The organism is Aquimarina discodermiae (assembly GCF_040786235.1).
GTDB lineage: Bacteria > Bacteroidota > Bacteroidia > Flavobacteriales > Flavobacteriaceae > Aquimarina.
This window is the reverse complement of record NZ_JBFMKP010000003.1, coordinates 1-24,903: the sequence shown is the minus strand read 5'-3', so window position 1 is coordinate 24,903 and position 24,903 is coordinate 1. Positions and strand designations below refer to the sequence as shown.

Below are 24,903 nucleotides of genomic sequence, written 5' to 3'. Positions count from 1 at the left end.
AGTTATAATAATATTCATTATTAAACAGATTCTTAATTCATATTTTTCCAAAAACCATCTATACACTTCGCAAAGGTAGTTGCAGATTTTGAGTTAAACCTAAAATATAAGCTAGGTTCAATTAATTCAACTTCCATCAAAGCAAAAGAATTATTTAACGTTCTTACCAGATCTACTCTTGCGTAAAACGGTTTTTCAAACAATTAATGTATTACTTTATCTGCCGATGACACCAACATTTTTTCTGGTGTCTCTATCGTTGTGACACCACCTCCATGTTCTTCTTGCACTCTATAATCTCCGGCTCCAACGGTCTTTAAAATAGTATGAGACAACTCTCCGTTAAAATATATTAAGGAGTATTCGCCTTCCTCTACAACATTCTGCATAAATGGCTGTATCATGCATTCTCTATCCTCAAAAACCGACAGCAACTTTTCAAAACTGTTAAAATCACCTTTTACAATTCTAAACGTATCATCTGCATTAGCACTTATCGTAGGTTTAATAATTAACTCATTACTATTAAATTTATCAAAGGCATCCTCTATGTCAGATTTTTCTAAGTGAGGTTTTATAATAGTTTGCACCAATTCAATTCCATTATTTTCTATCTCAAACAAGTAATTTTTATTAATATTCCACATTACAAGTTCGATATTATTAAGAAGAATTGCCTTAGAATCATTTATCTCTTTTAAAACTTCTGAGAATTGTTCTAAATTACTTTGATAATCCCAGGTGCTTCTAATGATAACAAGATCATAGGTATTCCAATCTGTCTCTATATTCCATGGAACGTTAAAAACTTCCCAACCTAGTTTCTTCAATGGCTCATGAACCAAATTGTCATCTATAAACCATCCTTCAGTATTTGTAATTGATAGAAAAGCACATCTTGGCATCACACAGTTTTTTAATAATTCGACATAAAACACTCAAAACCTATTGATTAATAGGTTTATCTAAAATAAATATAACGAAATTAAAATATAATAGTATGTCTAAGTACAAATAGAAAACAAGTAATAAATAACGATGTTTTTAAAAGAATTTCTTATTTGCTAAAAATAATATTCTTTGAAAGTTCTAATATCTATCCAGCCTTGTTTTTTATGTTTCCTAATTTTATAAAATGAAGTAGTTTTCTGTTCAAAAACCTCAAAAGAGGTTGTTGGATGTTTTGGATAAATTCCAATCATACCATCTTTGTATAAATATACTAAACCATTATTAGAATTCATTTGGATTCTATCATAGATTATCGGAAATACTTCCTGGATTCTCACCATTCCTTTTTTCACAAACGATAATGGCTCTATTTCTATCGGTTCATAAATCGTATCGCCTAATACTTCATCAATAAAATATTCTGGTTTGACTTCTTCTTTTTTTTCTGGATATATACTTTCTTTTATATTATATGAGTAGATACCGTTTTTTCCTTCTTTTTCGATATTAAGAAGAGACGGAAACCTTTTATACTCACTATTAACACTTTCTGAAATATAATCGGTTTCATCCAAAAAAGTAACTTTCTCTATGTTATTTGGTACCCCTACTAACTCTAAATCAGTCTCACTCCTTTCGGTACCAAAATGACCTTCTGATAAAAAAACGCTATATTTTTTTGTGTCTTTATGCTGCTTAATCGAATATTCCTTTGAATATACTGTTCCGCATTTAAAAAAATCTAATAGCGGAAAATTATCAATTTTAGATATGGAATTATCATAATATTGAGCTCCCTTATAACTCAAAACTTCTAATCCATCTTGTATAAAATAGGCCTGTTGAATACCTTTAATTTTTATACTTTTAAGATTTTGGCATCTATAAAGAAATACAGAATCTTGATATACTCCCTTTATAAAATAGGCATTCTTAATAATGGTATCGAATGATCTTTGCAATACATTTCTTCCTTCAGGATCAACAAGTATATAGGATTCTTCATTTTCTTGAATTTTATAATAATACTCGCAATAATAATCTTTGTGACTACCTTGATTTGCCTTAAATGATAAAGGATATAATCTGTTTTGAGAATAGCTATTGATAGTACCGAACACAACTAAAATTAATTGCAGTCTAAAAAATATGTTACTCAATTTCAATTTCATCTATTGCATGTTATTTATTATAAATATGTTTCAAGACAATCTAATAACAAAATTATTATCATATCAATTAAAGCAAGATCTTTCTTTTTCTATATTTTTCAAAATTCATACCAGAAATCAAGATCAGAAACTCTTTTTTTGAAAACTACAGAATAGTATCAAAAAAACATTCTTAATCCAAGATTACTCCAATAAAAGAGAATAAACCTGTATTTATTCATTCTCGTTACCAATGTTTTTTCTGGTGCTTTTATTGTAGTTACCCCTCCTCCATGCTCTTCTTGTACCCGATAATCTCCTACTCCAACTGTTTTCAAAATTGTATGAGATAATTTACCATTAAAGTATATTAGGGAATACTCTCCCTCATCAACAATATTTTGCATAAATGGCTGAATCATACATTCCTTATCCATAAAAACTGATACCAGATTTTTTAAAACTATCAAAGTCACTTTTTCTAATTCTAAACGTATCATCTGAATTAGCGCTCACAGTTGGTTTAATAATCAACTCATTACTATGTAATTGTTCAAAAGCTTGCTCTATATCAGATACTGTTAACTCATCTCTTTTTAGGGTCTTAAACAGCTCAACACCTTTACTTTCTATCCCAAACAAGTAATTTTTATTGATATTCCACATTACTAACTCAAAACTATTAAGTAATATAGCTTTGGATTTGTTTATATCTCCTAAAACCTTAACGAACTGTTCTAAATTGTTTTGATAATCCCAGGTGCTTATAATAATTACCAAATCATACATATCCCAATAAGTCTCTACAGTCCAAGGAACATTTTCTATCTCTCAACCTAATTTTCTTAAAGGCTCATGAACCAAATCATCATCAATAAACCAACCTTCTGTATTCGAAATTGATAAAAAAGCACATCTTGGCATTTTTACTTTTTTAAACATTTGACAAAAAATATTTGAATTTTTAGATTGAATTACCATTAATTACAATCAATCAAAAACCCTGTATAAATATATAAAAACACTGCTATGGCCGTTAGATGAAGCTCCAATAGTGTAAATGTATAGCAATGTTCAAACAAAAAAACCTATAATTATTTGACGGTCAAATAATTAAGATTTTACAGGTTATTTATAGATATATACCTTTTACACATTGAAAGTTACCGTTCATACATTTGAAAGCATATTTACCACTAATTGTTTATACATTCACATAAAAATTTTTAAATTCTTAAAACCGATTATTATGAAACTTAATTTTTTAAAATTTATCACCCTACTGGTTTTCTTAACCTTATTATCTTGTGAAAAAGAAAACGAATTCGAACCATTAACGCCTCAGAGCGATGAAATCTCAGATAATATTGAATCAAAAAGTTCAAACGCATCTAATGCCCCAAGGCCAGTCAGACTGGCTTCTAACAGCAATATGATTTACATTGATGAACCCAACAATGCTTATTCGTTAACATTTTCTGTAAACAACGTTAATGTTAATTACCCTAGTATGGGGAATAATTCACCAGGGCTGATATTACCTCTTAAAGTAACCGATATAATCATAGAAGTATTCATGCCAGATGGTAGTTTACATGATATTAATGTTTTCAAAATAAACAAAAATACATCAACAATAAGAAAATCAGGAAGCTCTGATAGTAATTATACGCTTTCTGTACCCCTTACTGGTAGGAATAGACAATTAATCAAACATTTTCAATGGATGGCTAAACAAGTACCGGGAGCGAGAGCAAATTTAATTGTATATTTAAAAGAATCGCATGTCAATATTAGCACTTACAATTCTATATTAAATAACAATAGGCCGCTTGCAGGAATCCGAGCTAGCTTTGATGTAGGCAGAGAACAAAGAATTGAATACAGAATTAACAATTAGCTCTAGTTTCAAAAGTTAAGCCGTATTAGCTCTTCTAGATTTGATTTTTCTTAATGATATGGATTTCATCATAAATGATAAGAAAAATCAAATCTAGAAGAGCTAATTTATTACAATACATTGGCTTAACATCCTATTTTAAAAATTTCAGAAAAAATGATTGGGTTTGGCTAAACTCAACTCTAAATCATCTAAGAAAACTATATTTAGATATAACTTACAAAAAACATTAATTCGGTTCACTTATTCTTTTACAGTGTTATTGTTCAAAATTTGGTGAATAACTATCCAATTCAATACTATTTTTATGCTAAAAATTGGTTATAAAACTGTAAATTTGCAGCTTAATAAAAATCAAACAATCGAAGTATGATCCACTTCTTCGGAAACCAAAACGAGAAAGTATTTGCCGTTCAGACAAACAGCGAAATTTCACCTGAAAACATTAAAAAACTGATCTGGTTATTTGGTAACCAACCTCAACTATCTGCAGCGTCTATTGACGCTTTTTTTGTTGGTCCAAGAGCCGCAATGATTACCCCATGGAGTACCAATGCTGTAGAAATCACGCAAAACATGGGAATAGAAGGGATTATTAGAATAGAAGAGTTTACTGTTGTATCCAGAGACTTTACCGATTTCGATCCAATGCTTTCGCAAAAGTATGATCAATTAGATCAAGACATATATACCATCAATATAGAGCCCGAACCGATTGTAGAGATAGATGATATAGATGCATATAATACTGCAGAAGGATTAGCTCTTAGTAAAGAGGAAGTTATCTACCTCGAAGGAGTTAGTAAAAAAATAGGGCGACCGCTTACAGATTCTGAAGTATTTGGATTCTCTCAGGTAAATTCTGAGCATTGCCGTCATAAAATATTTAATGGGACTTTTATAATTGATGGAGAGGAAAAGCCTTCCTCACTTTTTAAATTAATAAAAAAGACTTCAGAAACACATCCAAATGATATTGTTTCTGCATATAAGGACAATGTAGCATTTATTAAAGGGCCAAGAGTAACTCAATTTGCTCCTCAAACCGCAGATAAACCAGATTTTTATACAAAAACAGAATATAATAGTGTGATTTCTTTGAAAGCAGAAACACATAACTTTCCAACAACGGTAGAGCCTTTTAATGGGGCAGCAACTGGTTCTGGCGGAGAAATAAGAGATCGACTTGCAGGAGGAAAAGGTTCTTTACCACTAGCAGGGACTGCAGTATACATGACTTCATATTCGAGATTAGAAAATAACAGACCATGGGAGAAAGCGATGTCAGAAAGAGATTGGTTATACCAAACTCCTATGGATATATTGATCAAAGCTTCTAACGGCGCTTCTGACTTTGGTAATAAGTTTGGACAACCATTAATTACAGGATCTGTACTTACTTTTGAGCACGAAGAAAACGAAAGAAAATTAGGTTTTGATAAAGTAATCATGCAAGCTGGCGGAATTGGTTATGGTAAAGCAGAACAAGCGATTAAAGCTACTCCAGAACAAGGTGATAAAATTGTCATTCTAGGAGGAGAAAACTATCGAATAGGTATGGGAGGTGCAGCTGTATCCTCTGCAGATACTGGTGAGTTTAGTAGCGGTATTGAGTTAAATGCAATACAACGTTCTAACCCAGAAATGCAAAAACGAGCTGCAAATGCCATACGCGGTATGGTAGAAAGTACAGACAATACAATTGTATCTATTCATGATCACGGTGCAGGAGGACATCTTAACTGTTTATCTGAACTTGTTGAAGAAACAGGAGGGAAAATTGATTTAGATAAATTACCTGTTGGAGACCCTACCTTATCTGCCAAAGAGATAATCGGAAACGAATCTCAGGAACGTATGGGATTGGTAATTGGTCAAAAACATATTGATACACTACAGCGAATTGCAGACCGAGAACGTTCTCCTATGTATAAAGTTGGTGACGTTAGCGGTGATCATCGATTTACATTCGAATCTAATACCAAAGGAGATAAACCTATGGATTTGGCATTAGAGGATATGTTTGGAAGCTCTCCAAAAACAATAATGACCGATAAAACTATAGATCGCTCTTATAATAAGCCTTCATACGACATTCTTAACTTTAAAACTTATTTGGATCAGGTTTTACAACTAGAAGCGGTTGCTTGTAAGGACTGGTTAACAAATAAAGTAGATCGTTGCGTAGGTGGTTTAGTAGCTAAACAACAATGTGTTGGACCTCTACAACTCCCACTTAACAACTGTGGAGTAATGGCGCTGGATTATAATGGTAAAGAAGGAATTGCTACTAGTATTGGGCACTCCCCTATTTCTGGTCTTATAGACCCTGAAGCAGGGAGTAAAAATTCGATTGCAGAAGCATTAACTAATATCATCTGGGCTCCTCTTAAGGATGGGTTATCTTCGGTTTCTTTATCTGCCAACTGGATGTGGCCTTGTAAAAATGAAGGAGAAGATGCACGTTTGTATAAAGCTGTAAAAGCTATTTCGGACTTTGCCATCGAACTTGGAATTAATGTTCCTACAGGTAAAGATTCTTTATCTATGAAACAAAAATATCCAAATGAAGAAGTAATCGCTCCAGGTACAGTAGTTATTTCTGCAGCTGCAAACTGTAATGACATTAATAAGATTGTAGAGCCTGTCTTACAACCAAATGAAGGTTCTATCTATTACATTAACCTTTCTGATGATTCTCATAAATTAGGAGGTTCTTCTTTTTCTCAAATTTTAAACAAAATTGGATCAGAAGCTCCTAGTATCAAAGACTCTAAGAAATTTAAAACTATATTTGACACCCTACAAGATCTTATAAAACAAGGTAAAATTGTTGGAGGTCATGATATTGCTTCAGGTGGATTCATTACTTCATTATTAGAACTGTGTTTTGCTGACAATAATCTTGGGGCAACTCTTGATTTATCATCTATTGGCGAAAATGATACTACCAAATTGTTATTCTCAGAAAACGCGGGAATTATATTTCAGGAGGCAAAGAATGCAGACATAGCTTCTATTCTTTCAGAAAATGATATTGAGTTTTTTACTATCGGAAATGTAGTTGAAAAAGCCACTTTATCAATTACTAACGGAAACGATACATTAAGTTTTGATATCGAAGAACTAAGAGATACCTGGTATAGAACCTCTTATCTATTGGATCAGAAACAAACTGCAAATGGATTGGCAAAAGATCGATTCGAAAACTATAAAAATCAACCATTGCAATACACTTTTCCATCACATTTCACAGGTAATAAACCTGTAATAGATGGTAGTAAGCCAAGACCAAAGGCTGCCATTATTCGTGAGAAAGGAAGTAATTCTGAGCGCGAAATGGCCAATGCAATGTATTTGGCAGGATTTGATGTAAAAGACGTGCATATGACCGATCTTATTTCGGGTCGTGAAACTTTAGAAGACATTCAATTTATTGGCGCTGTAGGAGGTTTTTCTAATAGCGACGTGCTGGGCTCTGCAAAAGGATGGGCAGGAGCGTTTTTATATAATGAAAAAGCAAACAACGCATTAAAGAATTTCTTTAAAAGAACAGATACATTATCTGTAGGTATATGTAATGGCTGCCAATTGTTTATGGAGTTAGAAGTGATCAATCCAGAACATAAAATACATGGTAAATTAGTTCATAACAATTCTAACAAACATGAAAGCGCTTTTACATCTGTAAAAATTCAGGAAAACAATTCTGTAATGTTATCTACTTTAGCAGGTAGCACATTAGGAGTATGGATCTCTAACGGTGAAGGAAAATTCAATTTACCACTTTCTGAAGACCAGTATAATATTGTTGCTAAGTACGGATATGAAGGATATCCTGCCAACCCAAATGGGTCTGACTATAATACCGCAATGATAACCGACAAAACTGGACGTCATTTGGTAACCATGCCCCATATAGAGCGATCAACTTTTCAATGGAATTGGGCAAATTATCCTACTAACAGACAAGATGAAGTGTCTCCCTGGATAGAAGCTTTTGAAAATGCCAGAAAATGGATCGAAGATAATAAATAACTAATCGTATTTATAAAGTAAAATACTCTACAGTAAAAGAGTACCAAAATATATTTTTATCTAAACCTTACAGTCAAATTCGATTTTTAACAAACATTTAATAACCAAGGTTAAACAAATACAAAAAAGCCATATGTGTTAGCTAGTTAACACATATGGCTTTTTTCATGAAGTAATTTTAAGTCCAACTTAAATATAACGTCATGAAAAAAAAAGAATAATTTCCCCTAATACGATAGCCCTTAGTTTAGCATGGGTAATAGTACTTTCTACTATTCTTTGTAAAGAGAAACTTTATCACAGTAAGAAACAAACAAACTACCTATATCAAAAGGTTCATGGTTGAATAAAAATTGATCACATAAAACCCCATTTGATTAATTTATGAAAAGATAAAAAGAAGCTATTAAATCCAAAATAGCTTCTTTTTTATTTTGCACAATTATACAGTAATGAATATGAGAATAATGGTAATTGTATTCCTATAAAAACCAAAGAATCTTCAGTTATAATTCCATTTTTTCATATCTTACGGTTGTATTTTACAATATTTTTTATAATTTGCGAAACTATGCTTGCATAATAGTTTAAATGAAGCTCGGTTTCAAAATGAAATTTATTAAACCTAGGACCAACTAGAGCGAATAAAAACTACAGAAAATTATTCTAAACAGCTTATGACAACAATTACCAGATTATTTGACTTTCCTCATTACCAATTAAAAGAACATAATTTAGATGCAGCATTAGTAACCAAATATGAGGGCAAATGGGTTGCCACTTCATCCAAAGAATATGTAGAAAAAGCAAATCAGATAAGTAGAGGTTTACTACGATTAGGAGTTGCACCAAATGATAAAATTGCCATTATCTCTTCAAATAATAGAACAGAATGGAATATTACCGATATTGGTGTTTTACAAATCGGAGCTCAAAATGTACCTATTTATCCTACGATATCTCAAGAGGATTATGAATATGTCTTAAATCATTCTGAAGCCTCGTACTGTTTTGTATCTGATGATGAGGTGTATGAAAAAGTAAAAAACATACAAAAAAACGTACCTTCTTTAAAAGAGGTATATTCATATGACAGCATATCAGGTTGCAAAAGCTGGAATCAAGTATTAGAACTTGGTAAAGATGATAGTAATCAAGGAGATGTAGAAAAGTTAATGGCTTCTGTAAAAGAAGATGATTTGGCAACACTCATATACACATCTGGAACAACGGGGCGCCCTAAGGGTGTAATGTTAAGTCATAAAAATGTTGTGAGTAATGCACTAAACAGTTCTACATGTTTTCCTATTGTAGATGGAGAAACAAAAGCTCTTAGCTTCTTACCTGTTTGTCATATTTATGAGCGAATGCTTATGTACCTTTATCAATATAGAGGTGTAGAGATTTATTTTGCAGAATCATTAGAAACCATTAGCGATAATTTAAAAGAAATTAAACCAGACGTAATGACCGCTGTACCCAGGTTATTAGAAAAGGTATACGATAAAATCATAGCAAAAGGTGCCGACCTTACAGGTATCAAAAAGAAGTTATTCTTTTGGGCGGTAGAATTAGGTTTAAAGTATGAACCATATGGAGCGAATGGATGGTGGTATGAAAAAAAATTAGGGCTTGCCCGAAAACTTATTTTTAGTAAATGGCAAGAAGCTTTAGGAGGAAATCTAAAAGTAATAGCATCAGGTAGTGCAGCACTACAACCAAGACTCGCTAGAATATTTAATGCAGCTGGCATGGCTGTAATGGAAGGATACGGTCTTACCGAAACATCTCCTGTTGTATCCGTAAATGACGAAAGAAGCGGAGGTTTTAAAATAGGCACTGTCGGTCGAATGATACCAAATACAGAAGTAAAAATAGCCGAAGATGGTGAGATTTTGGTAAAAGGTCCTCAGGTAATGATTGGTTATTATAAAGATGAAGAAAAAACCAATGAAGTTTTAAAAAATGGATATTTCCATACTGGAGATATAGGAGAAGTCGATGCTGATGGCTTTTTACGTATTACAGATCGTAAGAAAGAAATGTTTAAAACCTCTGGTGGTAAATATGTTGCGCCTCAATTAATTGAAAATGCAATGAAACAATCTCGTTTTATCGAGCAAATAATGGTCGTGGGAGAAGGAGAGAAAATGCCAGCCGCTATTATACAACCAAATTTTGAGTTTTTAAAAGAATGGGCAGAACGAAAAGGCATAGCCCCAGGTAGTTCTATACAAGAAATTATTAATAATGAAAAGGTGGTAGAACGATATCAAGAAGAAGTTGATCAATACAATGAAAGATTCGGGAAATGGGAACGTATAAAACGTTTTGAACTTACTCCTGACGAATGGAGTATAGATGCAGGACACCTTACGCCTACAATGAAATTAAAACGTAAGGTAATAAAAGAAAAATATAACGATTTATACACAAAAATTTATGGCTAATTCAAGTAACTGATTACAACATCTATACTGAAACGTATATCAGTCGACTCCTCATTACATTATATGAGGAGTTTTTTTATTTGAATTACTTATTTAACATTTTCTTTATACAACTCTCATAAAATCTTGCCATTAACAAGTATAATTCAATAGAAAAACGTAAATTACTGCAAAAGATCAAAAAAATTACAAAATTTGTTATGCATGCATAACAAATTTTCTTATCTTTACATTCATAACACTTATTCTGAATGAGAGAAAAGACCATAGATTACGCCCTCAGAGCCACTTGGATGGCTGTTGCCAAAATGTATAATGAAGAAGCTGGAAAAAAAGGTAGCACCATGGCTACTGGATTTACCCTAATTAGCATTGATCCCGAAAACGGAACCCCCTCTACTTCTTTGGGGCCCAAAATGGGAATGGAAGCTACTAGTTTGTCACGTACTTTAAAAACCATGGAGGAAAAAGGCTTGATTACCCGAAAGAAAAACCCTCAAGACGGACGTGGAGTTTTAATACATTTAACTCCTTTTGGTATAGAAATGAGAGAATTTTCTAAAGGAGTAGTCTTTGCATTTGATAATGCCGTAAAAGAACATATACCTCAAGAAAAGTTAGATGTTTTTTTCGAAGTATTTCAAACCATAAATGACCTTATAGCATCAAAGAAAATCTATCCAAAACAAGAATCATTAAAACCTTAACAACCCGAAGTTAAAAATGAAAAGAATCATTAAAAAAATTGCAGTCATCGGCTCAGGAATAATGGGATCTGGTATTGCATGTCATTTCGCCAATATTGGTGTCGAAGTTCTACTATTAGACATAGTACCAAGAGAACTTAATGATAAAGAAAAGCAAAAAGGGCTTACCTTAGAAAACAAAACAGTACGTAATCGATTAGTAAACGACTCTCTTACTGCTGCTCTTAAATCAAAACCATCTCCTATTTATCATCAAAAATTTTCTAATCGCATTACAACTGGTAATCTTGAAGATGATGTTGCCAAAATTGCAGATGTAGATTGGATTATAGAAGTGGTTGTAGAAAGGTTGGATATTAAGAAACAGGTGTTCGAAAACCTTGAAAAACACAGAACTCCAGGAACATTAATTACTTCTAATACTTCTGGTATTCCTATAAAATTTATGAGCGAGGGAAGAAGCGAAGATTTCCAGAAACATTTCTGTGGAACACACTTCTTTAATCCAGCACGTTACCTTAAGTTATTTGAAATTATTCCTGGGCCAAATACTTCTCAAGAAGTTTTGGATTTTCTTAATGGATATGGAGAACAATACCTTGGTAAAACTTCTGTCGTCGCCAAGGATACTCCCGCATTTATTGGTAACAGGATAGGTATATTTAGTATCATGAGCTTGTTTCATATGGTAAAAGATATGGGATTAACTATAGAAGAAGTTGATAAGCTAACAGGTCCCGTAATTGGACGCCCAAAATCGGCAACCTTTCGAACTGTAGATGTTGTAGGTCTAGATACATTAGTTCATGTTGCAAATGGTATTGCTGAAAACTGCCCAGATGATGAACGCCACGAGTTGTTTAAACTTCCAGATTTTATAGATAAAATGATGGCCAATAAATGGTTGGGAAGTAAAACAAAACAAGGTTTTTATAAAAAAGAAGTCACATCAGACGGGAAACGAAATATTCTTTCTTTAGACTTAGATTCACTAGAATATCGAGAAAAGAAAAGAGCTTCTTTCCCTACTTTAGAAATAACAAAAACCATTGATAAGGTAATTGATCGTTTTAAAGTTTTGGTCGCTGGTAAAGATAAAGCCGGCGAGTTCTATCGTAAAAACTTATCTGCATTATTTGCATATGTATCCAACCGTATTCCTGAAATCACAGAGGATCTTTATAAAATTGATGATGCTATGAAAGCAGGTTTTGGTTGGGAACATGGTCCTTTTCAAATTTGGGATGCCGTAGGTGTAGAAAAAGGAATTGAAATAATGAAAGCAGAAGGGTATGAACCGGCAGCTTGGGTAAACGACATGATAGCTTCAGGAAGTACTTCTTTCTATACTATAAAAGAAGGCGCTACTTATTTTTATGATATCCCTAAAAAAGAACAGCTAAAAGTACCAGGACAAGATGCATTTATCATCTTAGACAATATTCGAAAATCTAATGAAGTATTCAAAAATAGTGGTGTTGTAGTCGAAGATCTTGGTGATGGAATTCTAAATCTAGAGTTTCAGAGTAAAATGAATACAATTGGCGGAGACGTACTAGCCGGCTTGAACAAAGCCATCGATATTGCCGAAAAAGATTTTCAAGGATTGGTTGTGGGTAATCAAGCAGCAAATTTTTCTGTTGGAGCAAATATTGGTATGATATTTATGATGGCCGTAGAACAAGAATATGATGAACTTAATATGGCGATTAAGTACTTTCAGGATTCTATGATGCGCATGCGTTACTCATCTATTCCCACAATTGCAGCTCCTCATGGAATGACTCTTGGTGGTGGCTGTGAACTTTCTATGCATGCCGATAAGGTAGTTGCCGCTGCAGAAACCTATATTGGACTAGTAGAGTTTGGAGTAGGTGTAATACCCGGTGGCGGTGGATCCAAAGAAATGGCATTGCGTGCCTCTGATACATTCAAAAAGAATGATGTAGAACTTAATGTTTTACAAGAGCATTTCTTAACCATAGGTATGGCAAAAGTATCCACTTCTGCATACGAAGCATACGATACAAACATCCTTCAAAAAGGAAAAGATATTGTCGTAGTTAATAAAGATCGTCAGATAGCAACAGCAAAAGCACATGCAAAATTACTGGCAGAACAAGGATATACACAACCGATCAAACGAAAGGATGTAAAAGTGTTAGGTAAACAAGCGCTAGGGATGTTTTTGGTAGGAACCGACTCTATGGAAGCTGGTAAATATATTTCTGAGCACGATCATAAAATAGCGAATAAACTGGGTTATGTAATGGCCGGTGGAGATTTGTCAGAACCAACTCTAGTTACCGAACAATATCTATTAGATCTTGAACGCGAGGCATTCTTATCCCTATGTACAGAACGCAAAACTCTTGAACGTATAGAACATATGTTGAAGAAAGGTAAACCTTTACGTAATTAGTATCGAGAATTTAGTATTGAGTAGTTAGATTATAAGTAATGCATAAAGTTGAACAATTAAAAATATGGAAAAAGTCAATACAATTGGCTAAATCTGTATACCAACGTACAAGTGAACTTCCTTCTGACGAAAAATATGGATTAACCTCTCAAATAAAACGAAGTGTGATTTCAATTTCTTCAAATATGGCTGAAGGTGCTGGAAGAAATTCAAATAAAGAGTTTAAACATTTTTTGAGTATTGCCAATGGTTCTGCTTATGAACTTCAAACGCAATTATTATTAACTATTGAACTTCATCTATTGTCTAAAGAAAAAGTTTAACCATGTATAGAATTGACAATTGAAATTCAGAAAATGAATTATTCATTTCAACAAAGTATCCAGAACAAAATCTCAATACTCAATACTAACATCTAAAATCTATTAAAAAAAATGAAAACAGCATATATAGTAAAAGCATATAGAACAGCCGTTGGGAAAGCCCCCCGAGGAGTGTTCAGATTTAAAAGAACAGACGAGTTAGCTGCCGAAACCATACAACACATGATGAAAGAATTACCTGGACTCGATAAGTCACGTATTGATGATGTTATTGTGGGTAATGCAATGCCCGAAGGTTCTCAGGGACTTAATATGGCACGATTAATTTCGCTTATGGGATTAAATTCTATTGATGTACCAGGTGTTACTGTAAACAGGTTTTGTTCATCTGGAATAGAAACCATAGGAATTGCAACTGCAAAAATACAAGCTGGTATGGCAGATTGTATCATTGCCGGTGGAGCAGAAAGTATGAGTTCGGTTCCTATGACGGGGTATAAGACCGAACTTAATTATGATCTGGCTAAATCTGGGCATGAAGACTACTACTGGGGAATGGGTAATACTGCTGAAGCAGTTGCTAACCAGTTTAAGGTATCAAGAGAAGATCAAGACGAATTTGCATATCATTCGCATATGAAAGCATTAAAAGCACAAGCAGAAAATCGTTTTCAAGATCAGATTGTCCCGATACATGTAGAACAAACGTATGTTGATGAAAATGGAAAAAAGGCAACAAAGTCCTATACCGTATCCAAAGATGAAGGCCCTAGAGCAGGTACCAGTCAAGAAGTATTAGGAAAATTAAGACCTGTTTTTGCACAAGGAGGAAGTGTTACCGCAGGTAATTCATCACAAATGAGCGATGGAGCTGCTTTTGTCATGGTAATGAGCGAAGAATTAGTAAAAGAATTAAAGCTGGAACCCATAGCACGACTTGTAAATTATGCCGCTGCCGGTGTAGAGCCTCGAATTATGGGTATTGGACCTGTTAAGGCCATTCCAAAAGCATTAAAACAAGCTGGCCTTAAGCAAAATGACATCGAATTAATAGAGCTTAACGAAGCATTTGCATCACAATCACTGGCAGTAATAAGAGAACTAAACCTTAATTCTGATATCGTAAACGTAAATGGCGGTGCTATTGCATTAGGGCATCCACTAGGGTGTACAGGAGCAAAGTTATCTGTTCAGTTATTTGATGAAATGCGTAAACGTGACATGAAAGGTAAATATGGTATGGTTACCATGTGTGTTGGTACCGGACAAGGTGCTGCGGGAATTTTTGAATTTTTAAATTAATTAGCATTGAGAACAGAACATGAAAAAATAATTTTTCTAAATCCATTCCTTAATGCTAACTTCTAAAATCTAAAAAAAATGAGTACAGAAACAACAAATAAAGATATCCTAAGAGGAGGACAATTCCTCGTTAAAGAAACGAACTGTGAAGATGTATTTACTCCAGAAGACTTTTCTGAAGAGCAACGTATGATGCGTGATAGCGCAAAAGAATTTGTAGATCGTGAGTTATGGGCACATTGGGAACGATTTGAAAATAAAGATTATGCCTTTACAGAACAATGTATGCGCAAAGCTGGAGAGCTAGGCCTTCTAGGTGTAGCTGTACCAGAAGCCTATGATGGTCTTGGAATGGGATTCGTATCTACAATGCTGGTTTGTGATTATATATCTGGGGCAACAGGTTCTTTTAGTACAGCTTTTGGAGCCCATACAGGAATCGGCACGATGCCTATTACATTATATGGTAATGAAGAGCAAAAGAAAAAATATGTCCCTAAACTTGCCACAGGAGAATGGTTTGGGGCTTACTGTTTAACAGAGCCTGGTGCAGGATCTGATGCAAACTCGGGTAAAACTAAAGCTGTTTTAACAGACGATGGCAAACATTACCTGATCTCTGGTCAAAAAATGTGGATCTCTAATGCTGGATTCTGTAATATTTTTATTGTTTTTGCACGTATTGAAGATGACAAAAATATAACAGGGTTTATTGTAGAAAACGATCCTTCAAATGGTATTTCTCTGGGGGATGAAGAAAAGAAATTAGGAATTCACTCCTCCTCTACTCGACAGGTATTTTTTAGCAATACCAAGGTACCTGTAGAGAATATGCTATCAGAGCGAGGAAATGGATTTAAGATTGCTATGAATGCTCTTAACGTTGGTCGCATCAAATTGGCAGCTGCATGTCTAGATGCACAACGACGAATCATTGGCGAATCTACCAAATATGCAAACGAACGTATACAGTTTAAAACACCGATCATCAATTTTGGGGCTATCAAAGCAAAAATAGCAGAGATGGCAACCAATGTATACGCAGATGAATCTGCCTGTTATAGAGCTGCAAAGAATATAGAAGATAGAATTGCTATCAGACAAGCACAAGGAAATTCTCACCAAGAAGCAGAATTAAAAGGTGTTGAAGAATACGCAATCGAATGTTCTATTCTAAAAGTTGCCGTTTCTGAAGATGTACAAAATACTACTGATGAAGGTATCCAAATTTTTGGTGGTATGGGGTTCTCTGCAGATACACCTATGGAATCTGCGTGGAGAGATGCTCGTATTTCACGTATTTACGAAGGAACCAATGAAATTAATCGTATGTTGGCGGTAGGAATGCTTGTTAAAAAAGCAATGAAAGGACATGTAGACCTTCTAGGACCTGCTATGAAAGTTGCAGACGAGCTTACAGGAATTCCTTCTTTCGATACTCCAGATTATTCTGTATTGTTTTCTGAAGAAAAAGAGATCATCGCGAAGCTTAAAAAAGTATTCTTGATGGTTGCAGGTGCAGCTGTTCAAAAATTCGGACCGCAACTAGAAGAACACCAACAGTTGTTATTAGCAGCATCTGATATATTAATAGAAATATATATGGCTGAATCTACAATTTTGCGAACCGAAAAAAATGCAAAACGCTTTGGAGAAGAGGCTCAGGAAACGCAAATAGCGATGGCTCAATTATACTTATATAATGCCGTAGATATTATCATTAGAAAAGGAAAAGAAGGTATTGTTTCTTTTGCTGAAGGTGATGAACAAAGAATGATGTTAATGGGCCTTAAGCGATTTACAAAATACGCCAATCAACCAAACGTCGTAGCTTTAAAAACCAAAATAGCTGATAAAATAGCTAAAGAAAATGGATATTTTATCGAGTAAAATAATTAATAAATTAAGTTATTTAAAAGCCACTTTTACTATCAAAAGTGGCTTTCTTTATTATTCTACTATGATATTTTTTACCACAGAAACTGGAATACCTTTTTGGGTAAAACCTTCTACCGATATTTCATATTCACCAGGAACATCAGAAGTAAAAAACTCGAGATCAATATCATTTTCTTCTAAACTTAGATTTGGTTTCCAAAACAATTGGTATCTGTAATCTGGAATACGATCATAATTAATACCTGAATCGGTATAAGTTTGCTTATAATAGTCTTTATTAAGTTTAAAATTAGACAAATTAACAGAAGAGACATATCCTTTCTCAGATGTTTTCATATAGTTTCTTTCCTTAGACTCTATAACAATCAAACCATCAAACGTAGTTGAACCTAAATAATAACGATCTTTGGTATAACTTATAGATGCATATTTATTTGCATTGGCATAAATAATTTCGTCATGTTCCTGTACAATAGCACCATCTACAATGAGGAGTGGTAAGAACTTACTCTTTTTTAAAACACCATAACTTCTATTCACTTTAAATACTCCTTTACCATCTATATTTTTTTCTATCCTTACCCCATCTACAACTTCAACAATTGTCTCTTTAATCGTTTCAAACCTTGTATAGTCATCAAGATTATAAGTAATGATATCATTACCATAAAACGAAACTTCATGTATTTTAGATTCTCTTATAGTATCTGGTTTTATTTTGTAATAATTATTAGTAATCTGATTGTGGACACTTCGTTTTATAATTGTTTCCTTCTGCAAAGGAGAAATTTTAAGCTTATAAAACTGCATATTAGAAAGTGTAACTTTTGGGTTTTCTTCTAACATTATTGTAAAGTTATTCTTGTTATCTCCTAATACCTGAATTAGCATTGTATATCCCCTATTTCTATAATTTAAACTAAATACAAAATGTCCATTATCGTCTGTTTTGGAGACTTTTATATCACTCACTTTTTCTGAGATGGATAGGACTACGCTTTGGTTAGAAACCGAAATAGAATCATTCTTTGCTATAATTTTACCATAAATTAATTCTCCTCTCATCTCTGGTAGAAAAACAGATACTCCTATCTTCTCTTTTTCACGAACCGCACTGCTCATATTTTCTTTTAAAAAAGCTACAGATGAAGTCAAAGTGGATTTCGAAAAATCATCCTTTTTTCTCACAGAAATAGAATAATTACCGTTACCATTTTTTGATAATGAATTTTTTATTTTACAGCTTACTAAAGCTCTCTTATCATATGCTTTCGCATCAGTAATAATATTGATTCTACTATCAAACGCTCCAGTAGTACTCTCTTTTATTTTTGTATTTTTCAACAACTCGCTAGCGGTAGAAGGTACTATGGAATCTTTTTCCGAATACTCGAAAACAATTCCTTTTTGATTACTCTTGTACGGATTCAAAATACTAATGTTTTCTTGAAAAAAATGTCCTTTAACATTCAACATCCATTGTGTATATCCGATTAATTTATAATTCCCAGAAGGCACCGATACTGGAACAAAAAAGTCCCCGTAACCTATTCCGTTTTTTAAAGAAATTTTATGCTCAAAAATGTAATCCCCGTTTTCTCCAACCAAAGCGACATAAGCAATTTTACTAATACTACTTAACTTCTTACTCTTTTGATTGATGCAATAAAAACTATAATACAAGTACTCTCCCGAAAACAATAATGAAGTATTTGCATGTATAAAGGCGCTTTCTTGCGGAACTTTGGTATATCCTAAAACATCTTGTTCTGTCTTTAATACAGATTGTCGTTGTGCATTTATACTTAAAGCAGAAAACAACAAAGCATATATAATTACCTTAATTTTCACTGGAATTATTTTTTATTAAACATTTTTCTTTTTTTTAAAATCTTGTTTTTAATTAATCCTCCCAGTAATCAGGAGGAAAACGTTCTCCTTTTGCAGTGCAATCTCCACAAGGTCTTCGAACAAAATTAACAATAGCATCTTCTATTTTCCAGCTATGAAACACAAGTGAATTTCCTCTAACAGTTGCTCTTAATCTTTCTAAAAAATTATCGAACGTTTCAAATTCTTCGGTATTCTGTTTCAGTACAATTATTTCACAAGATTCCCTATATTTAGGAGCCCCCGCTTTCGCCACATCTTTTCTATCAAAAAATATTCGTTTTTCTGAAACTGTGGACACTTCAAAATAGCCTATAACCGGATCATCATTATCTCCATTAGGAATTATATTCCCAGTAATAAACCCTGGTTGTACTTGAGAAAACAAGTTTTCTGATTCTGAAAATATTTTGAGTTGTTCATAGAATGTATGTGCTTCTTTAGTTTGAGCAAATTGTTTCACCAAAATACTATATCTATCCTCAATTCTTATATCATCAATTTCTATCAATTTCACCAAAAAAGAAGCTATAGCTCCTTCTTGTAAGCTACTTGCATTATTAATTAAGGTAGTATTTGAAGAATTGGTAATATAACAAGATATAAAATCATCTGATCGTGTTTCAAGTTCTAAACCAAAATTTGTAGACGGTAATACTACTGTATCTTTTATTTCAATATCATCTGGAACCCAAAAACGAGCAGTATATCTATAGGTTTCTTCAAACTCATAACGGTAATATTTAGATTTTTCCTTAGGAACTATGGTGTTTACAAAAACACCTATTGCATCTTCATTATCATCATCTAAAATGCTTTTGGGATAAACTTCTTGAATAGGCACATTATCAGGTAATGTTTCCTTTTCAGATTCATACGTATTACCGTTTATTGTTGTTATCGATAGTTGGTATTCTTTGTTGGGTAAACAACCAAATTCTTCTACAGATTGATAAACTCCCTCTGAAACTTCTTCAAAAATATATTCTTTTACACCATCTTCTATAACTTTTACCGTCGCGCCTTTTTCTTTTACAAAAACATTCTCTTCAAATTTAAATGTTCTTGATAAAAAAACTTGATGATGCTTAACTTGATTTGTTACGGTGCTATTAACCACCAGAAAATTCTCAAAATCTTCTAGCTTTGGCTCAAATGGTTCAACACAATTTGAAAGTAAAACACTTAAAAAAAACAAACTAAGCAACCTTAACATCTTAATTTTTATTCGTCTCATCATCTAAAATTTAAAATTATACGTAATAGATGGCACGGGTACAGAAAAAACAGAGCTTTGTAATCCCTTTACTTCACCATCTTCAGTAATAAAAAATACAGACAAAGGATTGTTCCGGCCTAAAACATTGTATACCGAAATAGTCCAAAAACCATGACCTGCTTTTTTCCGTTTATGGTTACCTTCGATATTAAATCCAAGATCTAATCTATAGTAATCTGGTATTCTAAATTTATTACGTTCACTATATACAGTATAATCGGCTCCATTAAATGTAAAATTACCTACAGGGAATGTGACCGGTCTCCCTGTTTGATATACTAGATTACTAGATAAACTAAATCGTTTTGTAAATTTATAGTTTAGGACTGCACTAAAATCATGAGGTTTATCAAAATTTGACGGAAAAAATTCTCCTCCATTTACCTGTTCTTCCACAAATTCACTATCGAATTTATTTAATGAGCGAGCATATGTATATCCTAGCCAACCATATAGTTTCCCTTTTTGTTTTTTCAGTAAAACTTCTACCCCATAGGCTTTACCAGTACCTTGCAACACATCATTTTCTATATTAGTATTAAGTAGTGTCTGCGCTCCTGTTTTAAAATCAAGGATATCTCTGGTTTTTTTATAAAAACCTTCTAAACTTACTTCATACGTAGCTTCATTAAAGTTTTTATAGAACCCTAATGAATATTGTTGAGAACTTTGTGGTTTTATATTAAGGTCTGATAATTTCCAGGTATCTATAGGAGACACTGTTGTATTATTAGACAACACATGAATAAACTGATATGTTTTGTTATAAGCTGCTTTTACCGAAAAATCTTCTCCTATAAGGTATCTTCCCGCAACTCTTAATTCAGGACCTCCATATGTTTTTATAACTTCATTTTTCTTAAATGTCAACGTATTTTCTACAGAAGTTTCATTTTTAGGCTCTCCTTCTCTAAAAACGCTTTGTGTACTTGGGCCTAAAGCATTAAATACAGAATAGCGTAAACCAACTTCCATATTAAAATCTTTAGTGATATCGACTTTTGTAGTTAAGAAAGCGGCTGATTCCAAAGCTTGTTCCTGGTCGATCGAAAGTGGAGCAATTATAGATTCTTCTCCCAAAGGTTTAATACTACCTGGTTTTACCACATAATACTTACTAGAAACACCATAATCGAATTTTAATCGATCACTATACAAGTACTTAAAATGTAACTTAAGCTCGGTTTCATCTACGCTATATCCTTGTTCAAAATTATCATTAGTTTCTCCTTCATACTCGATATTAAATTTATATTGACTATTAGACAATACTAGTTTTCCCGTATTCTTTTCATCAAATCTCTGATTCCAACGTAAAGAAAATGCTCTATTCTTATACACAAATAGAGAATCTGATGTAATACTAAAATCATCTCTACTCATATATGCTGTTGCTTCTAGCTTAGCGTTCTCACTAATTTGATGATTATACTTTGCCACTACATCATAAAACGAAGCTTCACTATTTTTAAGAGATTCCTCATCTAGATTTTTTAACACCCAATTGGCATATGCACCTCTTCCTCCAACCATAATGCCAGCTTTTTCTTTTACCAAAGGAGCTTCTAACAGTACATTTCCGGTAATCGGTCCTATAGAAACTTCGCCTTGAAACTTATCAGTGTTTGCATCTTTAGTCGACAAATCAAAAACCGAAGAAAGTCTCCCACCATATTCTGCAGGAATACCATTCTTATATATGTTTACATCGCCAAGAACAAATGGATTGAGCGCAGAGAATATTCCAAAAAAATGTTGTGGATTATATATTACGGCATCATCTAATAAGATAAGGTTTTGATCAGACTTACCGCCTCTTACATTGTAACCTGAAGAACCTTCACCCGTAGTGGTAATACCAGGCAATGTTGTTGCTACCTTGAGCACATCTCGCTCCCCAAGTGCCAATGGAATATTTTTAGATTCTTTTACATCGATCTTAGTTTTGGTAGTAGTCTCTTCTACATTTTTATTTATTTTTGTTTGTAAAACTACCTCCCTTAACTGTTCTATTTTTTCAACTAATATAACATCATGGTTTCCATCATTGTACAACAATATTTTTTTGGTTATATGCTCCATACCTAACGCATTATAACCTATTGTATTAGCACCCTTTGTTAATTCTAATTGGTAATATCCATTTTTATCAGAACGTACTCCAGCGTCATATCCATTTACTAGAATTAAAACTCCAGAAATTGCTTTTCCTGATACTGCATTAGTAATTTTCCCTGTTAATATGAATTTCTCTTTTATCGCTGTTTTAGTTGCTTTTCCTATACTTATCGTTTCTATCGATTTCTTATCCTTACTCGAAGAGTTTCTGGTTCTTTTAAAAATTGGATCAACTACTACATTCACCTCCTTTTTTATATCTTTTATATCTCCATTTCCATATTTCCCAAAGTAATTATTAGGAAGAACATCATATACAATTGCATTTTGAGTTAAAATAATTGTATTTTCATCTGTAATATAGAAATTAAGAATAGTTCCTTTAAAGACTTCTTTTAAAACCTCTTCAACAGAAATATTAGAATAATTTCCAGACAAATTATCGTAATCTTTTAACCACGATTCTTCATAGTAAAAACGAAATTTAGATTTAGATTCGATTTGATCCAATACAGATAACAAATCGGAATTTTGAAAGGAAAGCGAAATTAACGGTTTTTTTTGCTGTGCATATATACCGAATATGCTTAAAAAAGCAATTAAAAACAAATGTTTTTTATAGTTCATTTTCTAAAGCTGAAGGTTGGATAATCGTATTGAACATTTTTTTCATAAAAGCATCAGGTCGTTCCTCTTTTAAGACCTTATTTTCTTTATAAAAGGATCTGATTTCTTTTTTCATATGAGGATAGATTTTAATAATATCTATCTTAGATTTAATGGTATGCAAGACATCTTTAATATTTAACACATACATACTTTTCTTTATAAATCTAATCTTCAATTCATCTTTCCCTCTACCATTTTCTATTTCATTTACACGTTTTGCTCTATATTTTTTTAATAATTTAAATGTTTTCTTTTCTAACAAAAGTTCATAAAAACCAGAAACCTTTGTCTTTTCATCAATTTGTCCATCAATCTTAACAAATTGGGTATTGTTGATGGTAAACTTCTCTATATTATCATTTGATAACTGAAGAGAGGTGTTTCCCACTGCAACCGATAGTTTATCGGTTTCTAAATTATACTTCGCATAAAAATCATAATACACCTGTCCATCATAATGAATATTGATAAGTAAAGGTTTATCTGATTTAAAAAATGCGTGTTCGTCTCTAAAAATTTTCCCGAAATCTTTATCAACATATTGAATTCCATAATGTAGTGCTAAGTTTTCATGGCCTATGACCTGATCAAACCACTTATAATACTCCTTTGAACCTTGACCAAAAAAAACAGATGGAAATAGTAAAAAAATAATTATTTTACTTTTAAAGATTTTTCCCATAATTACAACAAATTAAATGCTCTACTAACTTTTCTCAACGTAAACTTCTTACTTAGTATACATTAAGTTACACCTTAATTAACATTACTACTTTTGTAAAATGTTAACTAAGATTTTTGTTTATTATTAATTAAATCAACTTATAAAATTTTACTATCTAAGGAAGTAGTATCAATATTATAAGTTTTTAATATTAAAATATGAGAGTGGGGGGTATATTTTAGATAAAACCATATTTTTTTTATGGATTTACCGCACAAACATAACATTTTTTTAACATTTTTCAAGAAATTTCAAAAAAAAATTAAAAAAAATTTCTCATTCATTAATCTATCATAAAATTATTTCGAATATTTCTAATTGTACCTATACTTAGCAGCATATTGATTTATCAACGAAAATCATTACTGTCCACTTAAAACAAATTGATAGACAGTTGTTTATATTCTAGTTCATTGACATTATTGTAATCTATATTTTTAAATAGTTCATTTACAGGAGTTTTATCTAGCAACGATATTCCTAGAATCTGTAATATTTCGTAGGTTGATCGATTAATTTTCAGCTCCTGTGCTACTATTGCTACTAGGCAATAAGTGGTGATTGCTGTATAAATTTGTATTCGAACTGCATTTTCTGAGGTTCCCCAAAAGGATTTAATTTTTAGATGTTGTTTGATCCATTTGAAAAACAGTTCTATTTGCCAACGCTTTTTATAAAGCAAAGCAATTTGTTCTGCAGTAGTCTCCATATTATTGGTTAAGAAGACAAATGTTCTTTTATTTTCGTCGTCGTAATACTTGATTCGTCGAAGTTTATCGGGATAATTTTGGGAGGTATAAAATCCAGTTAGCTTTCCTATCTGATCACATAGTACTCCTTTAGTTTTGTCAACTTTTGCTGAATACATTCGCTTAAATTTCATGTTTGCCTTAGCTCTAATAACAAAGTAAGCTTCACAAGTAGTAATTTTATAAAGTCTCTCAAAATCGAGATATCTCCTATCAAAAACATAGTAAGCTCCAACTTCATAAATAAGTTGATCCATAGCCTTTACATCATGAATATTAGCAGGAGAAATATGAACAAAGCTCGGTATCTGAGTCTGAATATCAAAAAGCG

The 24,903-nt window shown here is 32.7% G+C and carries 17 protein-coding genes; 8 read left to right on the top strand and 9 right to left on the bottom strand.

Annotation, left to right across the window (positions count from 1 at the left end):
• Nucleotides 1–203 precede the first annotated feature (203 nt).
• From ABW636_RS02125 to ABW636_RS02110, 4 genes are all read right to left on the bottom strand, one after another.
• Entirely contained in the window at nt 204–905 is a 702-nt protein-coding gene (locus ABW636_RS02125) for an ATP-grasp domain-containing protein (protein ID WP_367588305.1), read from the bottom strand.
• A gap of 159 nt (nt 906–1,064) precedes the next feature.
• Nucleotides 1,065–2,123 (bottom strand): hypothetical protein, encoded by a 1,059-nt coding sequence (locus ABW636_RS02120; protein ID WP_367588304.1) that lies wholly within the window; start codon nt 2,121–2,123, stop codon nt 1,065–1,067.
• A 158-nt stretch (nt 2,124–2,281) separates the two neighbouring features.
• Nucleotides 2,282–2,539 (bottom strand): hypothetical protein, encoded by a 258-nt coding sequence (locus tag ABW636_RS02115; protein ID WP_367588303.1) that lies wholly within the window; start codon nt 2,537–2,539, stop codon nt 2,282–2,284.
• Nucleotides 2,532–2,930: a DcsG N-terminal domain-containing protein gene (locus ABW636_RS02110; protein ID WP_508093815.1), complete on the bottom strand. Its 399-nt coding sequence runs from the start codon at nt 2,928–2,930 to the stop codon at nt 2,532–2,534. Before ABW636_RS02110 ends, ABW636_RS02115 begins: the two co-directional genes overlap by 8 nt.
• A 421-nt stretch (nt 2,931–3,351) precedes the next feature.
• Between ABW636_RS02110 and ABW636_RS02105 the strand changes: the two genes are divergently transcribed.
• The 8 genes from ABW636_RS02105 to ABW636_RS02070 all read left to right on the top strand — a co-directional run bounded on the left by ABW636_RS02105 (nt 3,352) and on the right by ABW636_RS02070 (nt 17,134).
• Nucleotides 3,352–4,002, top strand: coding sequence for a hypothetical protein (locus ABW636_RS02105; protein WP_367588301.1), 651 nt, complete (start codon nt 3,352–3,354; stop codon nt 4,000–4,002).
• 369 nt (nt 4,003–4,371) lie between these two features.
• Nucleotides 4,372–8,040, top strand: a complete 3,669-nt coding sequence (gene purL / locus ABW636_RS02100; RefSeq protein ID WP_367588300.1) for a phosphoribosylformylglycinamidine synthase — start codon at nt 4,372–4,374, stop codon at nt 8,038–8,040.
• Between the two features lie 677 nt (nt 8,041–8,717).
• Nucleotides 8,718–10,490, top strand: coding sequence for an AMP-dependent synthetase/ligase (locus ABW636_RS02095; RefSeq protein ID WP_367588299.1), 1,773 nt, complete (start codon nt 8,718–8,720; stop codon nt 10,488–10,490).
• Between the two features lie 251 nt (nt 10,491–10,741).
• Nucleotides 10,742–11,197 carry a MarR family winged helix-turn-helix transcriptional regulator gene (locus ABW636_RS02090; RefSeq protein ID WP_367588298.1) on the top strand — a complete coding sequence of 152 codons (456 nt, stop codon included), beginning with the start codon at nt 10,742–10,744 and terminating at the stop codon, nt 11,195–11,197.
• A gap of 16 nt (nt 11,198–11,213) precedes the next feature.
• Nucleotides 11,214–13,619: a 3-hydroxyacyl-CoA dehydrogenase/enoyl-CoA hydratase family protein gene (locus ABW636_RS02085; RefSeq protein ID WP_367588297.1), complete on the top strand. Its 2,406-nt coding sequence runs from the start codon at nt 11,214–11,216 to the stop codon at nt 13,617–13,619.
• 38 nt (nt 13,620–13,657) lie between these two features.
• Entirely contained in the window at nt 13,658–13,942 is a 285-nt protein-coding gene (locus ABW636_RS02080; RefSeq protein WP_367588296.1) for a four helix bundle protein, read from the top strand.
• 111 nt (nt 13,943–14,053) lie between these two features.
• Nucleotides 14,054–15,244 carry an acetyl-CoA C-acyltransferase gene (locus tag ABW636_RS02075; protein WP_367588295.1) on the top strand — a complete coding sequence of 397 codons (1,191 nt, stop codon included), beginning with the start codon at nt 14,054–14,056 and terminating at the stop codon, nt 15,242–15,244.
• A gap of 78 nt (nt 15,245–15,322) precedes the next feature.
• A complete protein-coding gene (locus ABW636_RS02070) occupies nt 15,323–17,134 on the top strand; it encodes an acyl-CoA dehydrogenase FadE (protein ID WP_367588294.1) in 1,812 nt (603 codons plus the stop codon).
• 60 nt (nt 17,135–17,194) lie between these two features.
• Here the strand turns inward: ABW636_RS02070 and ABW636_RS02065 are convergent, their stop codons facing one another.
• The 5 genes from ABW636_RS02065 to ABW636_RS02045 form a co-directional block, all read right to left on the bottom strand.
• Nucleotides 17,195–18,994: a hypothetical protein gene (locus ABW636_RS02065; protein WP_367588293.1), complete on the bottom strand. Its 1,800-nt coding sequence runs from the start codon at nt 18,992–18,994 to the stop codon at nt 17,195–17,197.
• A 52-nt stretch (nt 18,995–19,046) separates the two neighbouring features.
• Entirely contained in the window at nt 19,047–20,270 is a 1,224-nt protein-coding gene (locus ABW636_RS02060; RefSeq protein ID WP_367588292.1) for a DUF4249 domain-containing protein, read from the bottom strand.
• 3 nt (nt 20,271–20,273) lie between these two features.
• Entirely contained in the window at nt 20,274–23,057 is a 2,784-nt protein-coding gene (locus tag ABW636_RS02055; protein WP_367588291.1) for a TonB-dependent receptor, read from the bottom strand.
• Complete coding sequence (locus tag ABW636_RS02050; protein WP_367588290.1) at nt 23,047–23,781, bottom strand: hypothetical protein; 735 nt, start codon at nt 23,779–23,781, stop codon at nt 23,047–23,049. The genes ABW636_RS02055 and ABW636_RS02050 overlap by 11 nt, the downstream gene beginning before the upstream one ends.
• 415 nt (nt 23,782–24,196) lie before the next feature.
• Nucleotides 24,197–24,903: IS4 family transposase (locus ABW636_RS02045; RefSeq protein WP_367588289.1), on the bottom strand; the 707-nt coding region annotated here is incomplete at its 5' end.

Coding starts and splice junctions, on each gene's coding strand:
- purL (WP_367588300.1), top strand. CDS start 4,372: ATGATCCACTTCTTCGGAAACCAAAACGAGAAAGTATTTGCCGTTCAG.
- ABW636_RS02095 (WP_367588299.1), top strand. CDS start 8,718: ATGACAACAATTACCAGATTATTTGACTTTCCTCATTACCAATTAAAA.
- ABW636_RS02075 (WP_367588295.1), top strand. CDS start 14,054: ATGAAAACAGCATATATAGTAAAAGCATATAGAACAGCCGTTGGGAAA.
- ABW636_RS02080 (WP_367588296.1), top strand. CDS start 13,658: ATGCATAAAGTTGAACAATTAAAAATATGGAAAAAGTCAATACAATTG.
- ABW636_RS02105 (WP_367588301.1), top strand. CDS start 3,352: ATGAAACTTAATTTTTTAAAATTTATCACCCTACTGGTTTTCTTAACC.
- ABW636_RS02050 (WP_367588290.1), bottom strand. CDS start 23,781: ATGGGAAAAATCTTTAAAAGTAAAATAATTATTTTTTTACTATTTCCA.
- ABW636_RS02085 (WP_367588297.1), top strand. CDS start 11,214: ATGAAAAGAATCATTAAAAAAATTGCAGTCATCGGCTCAGGAATAATG.
- ABW636_RS02115 (WP_367588303.1), bottom strand. CDS start 2,539: ATGGATAAGGAATGTATGATTCAGCCATTTATGCAAAATATTGTTGAT.
- ABW636_RS02090 (WP_367588298.1), top strand. CDS start 10,742: ATGAGAGAAAAGACCATAGATTACGCCCTCAGAGCCACTTGGATGGCT.
- ABW636_RS02055 (WP_367588291.1), bottom strand. CDS start 23,057: ATGAACTATAAAAAACATTTGTTTTTAATTGCTTTTTTAAGCATATTC.
- ABW636_RS02070 (WP_367588294.1), top strand. CDS start 15,323: ATGAGTACAGAAACAACAAATAAAGATATCCTAAGAGGAGGACAATTC.
- ABW636_RS02125 (WP_367588305.1), bottom strand. CDS start 905: ATGCCAAGATGTGCTTTTCTATCAATTACAAATACTGAAGGATGGTTT.
- ABW636_RS02120 (WP_367588304.1), bottom strand. CDS start 2,123: ATGAAATTGAAATTGAGTAACATATTTTTTAGACTGCAATTAATTTTA.
- ABW636_RS02060 (WP_367588292.1), bottom strand. CDS start 20,270: ATGAGACGAATAAAAATTAAGATGTTAAGGTTGCTTAGTTTGTTTTTT.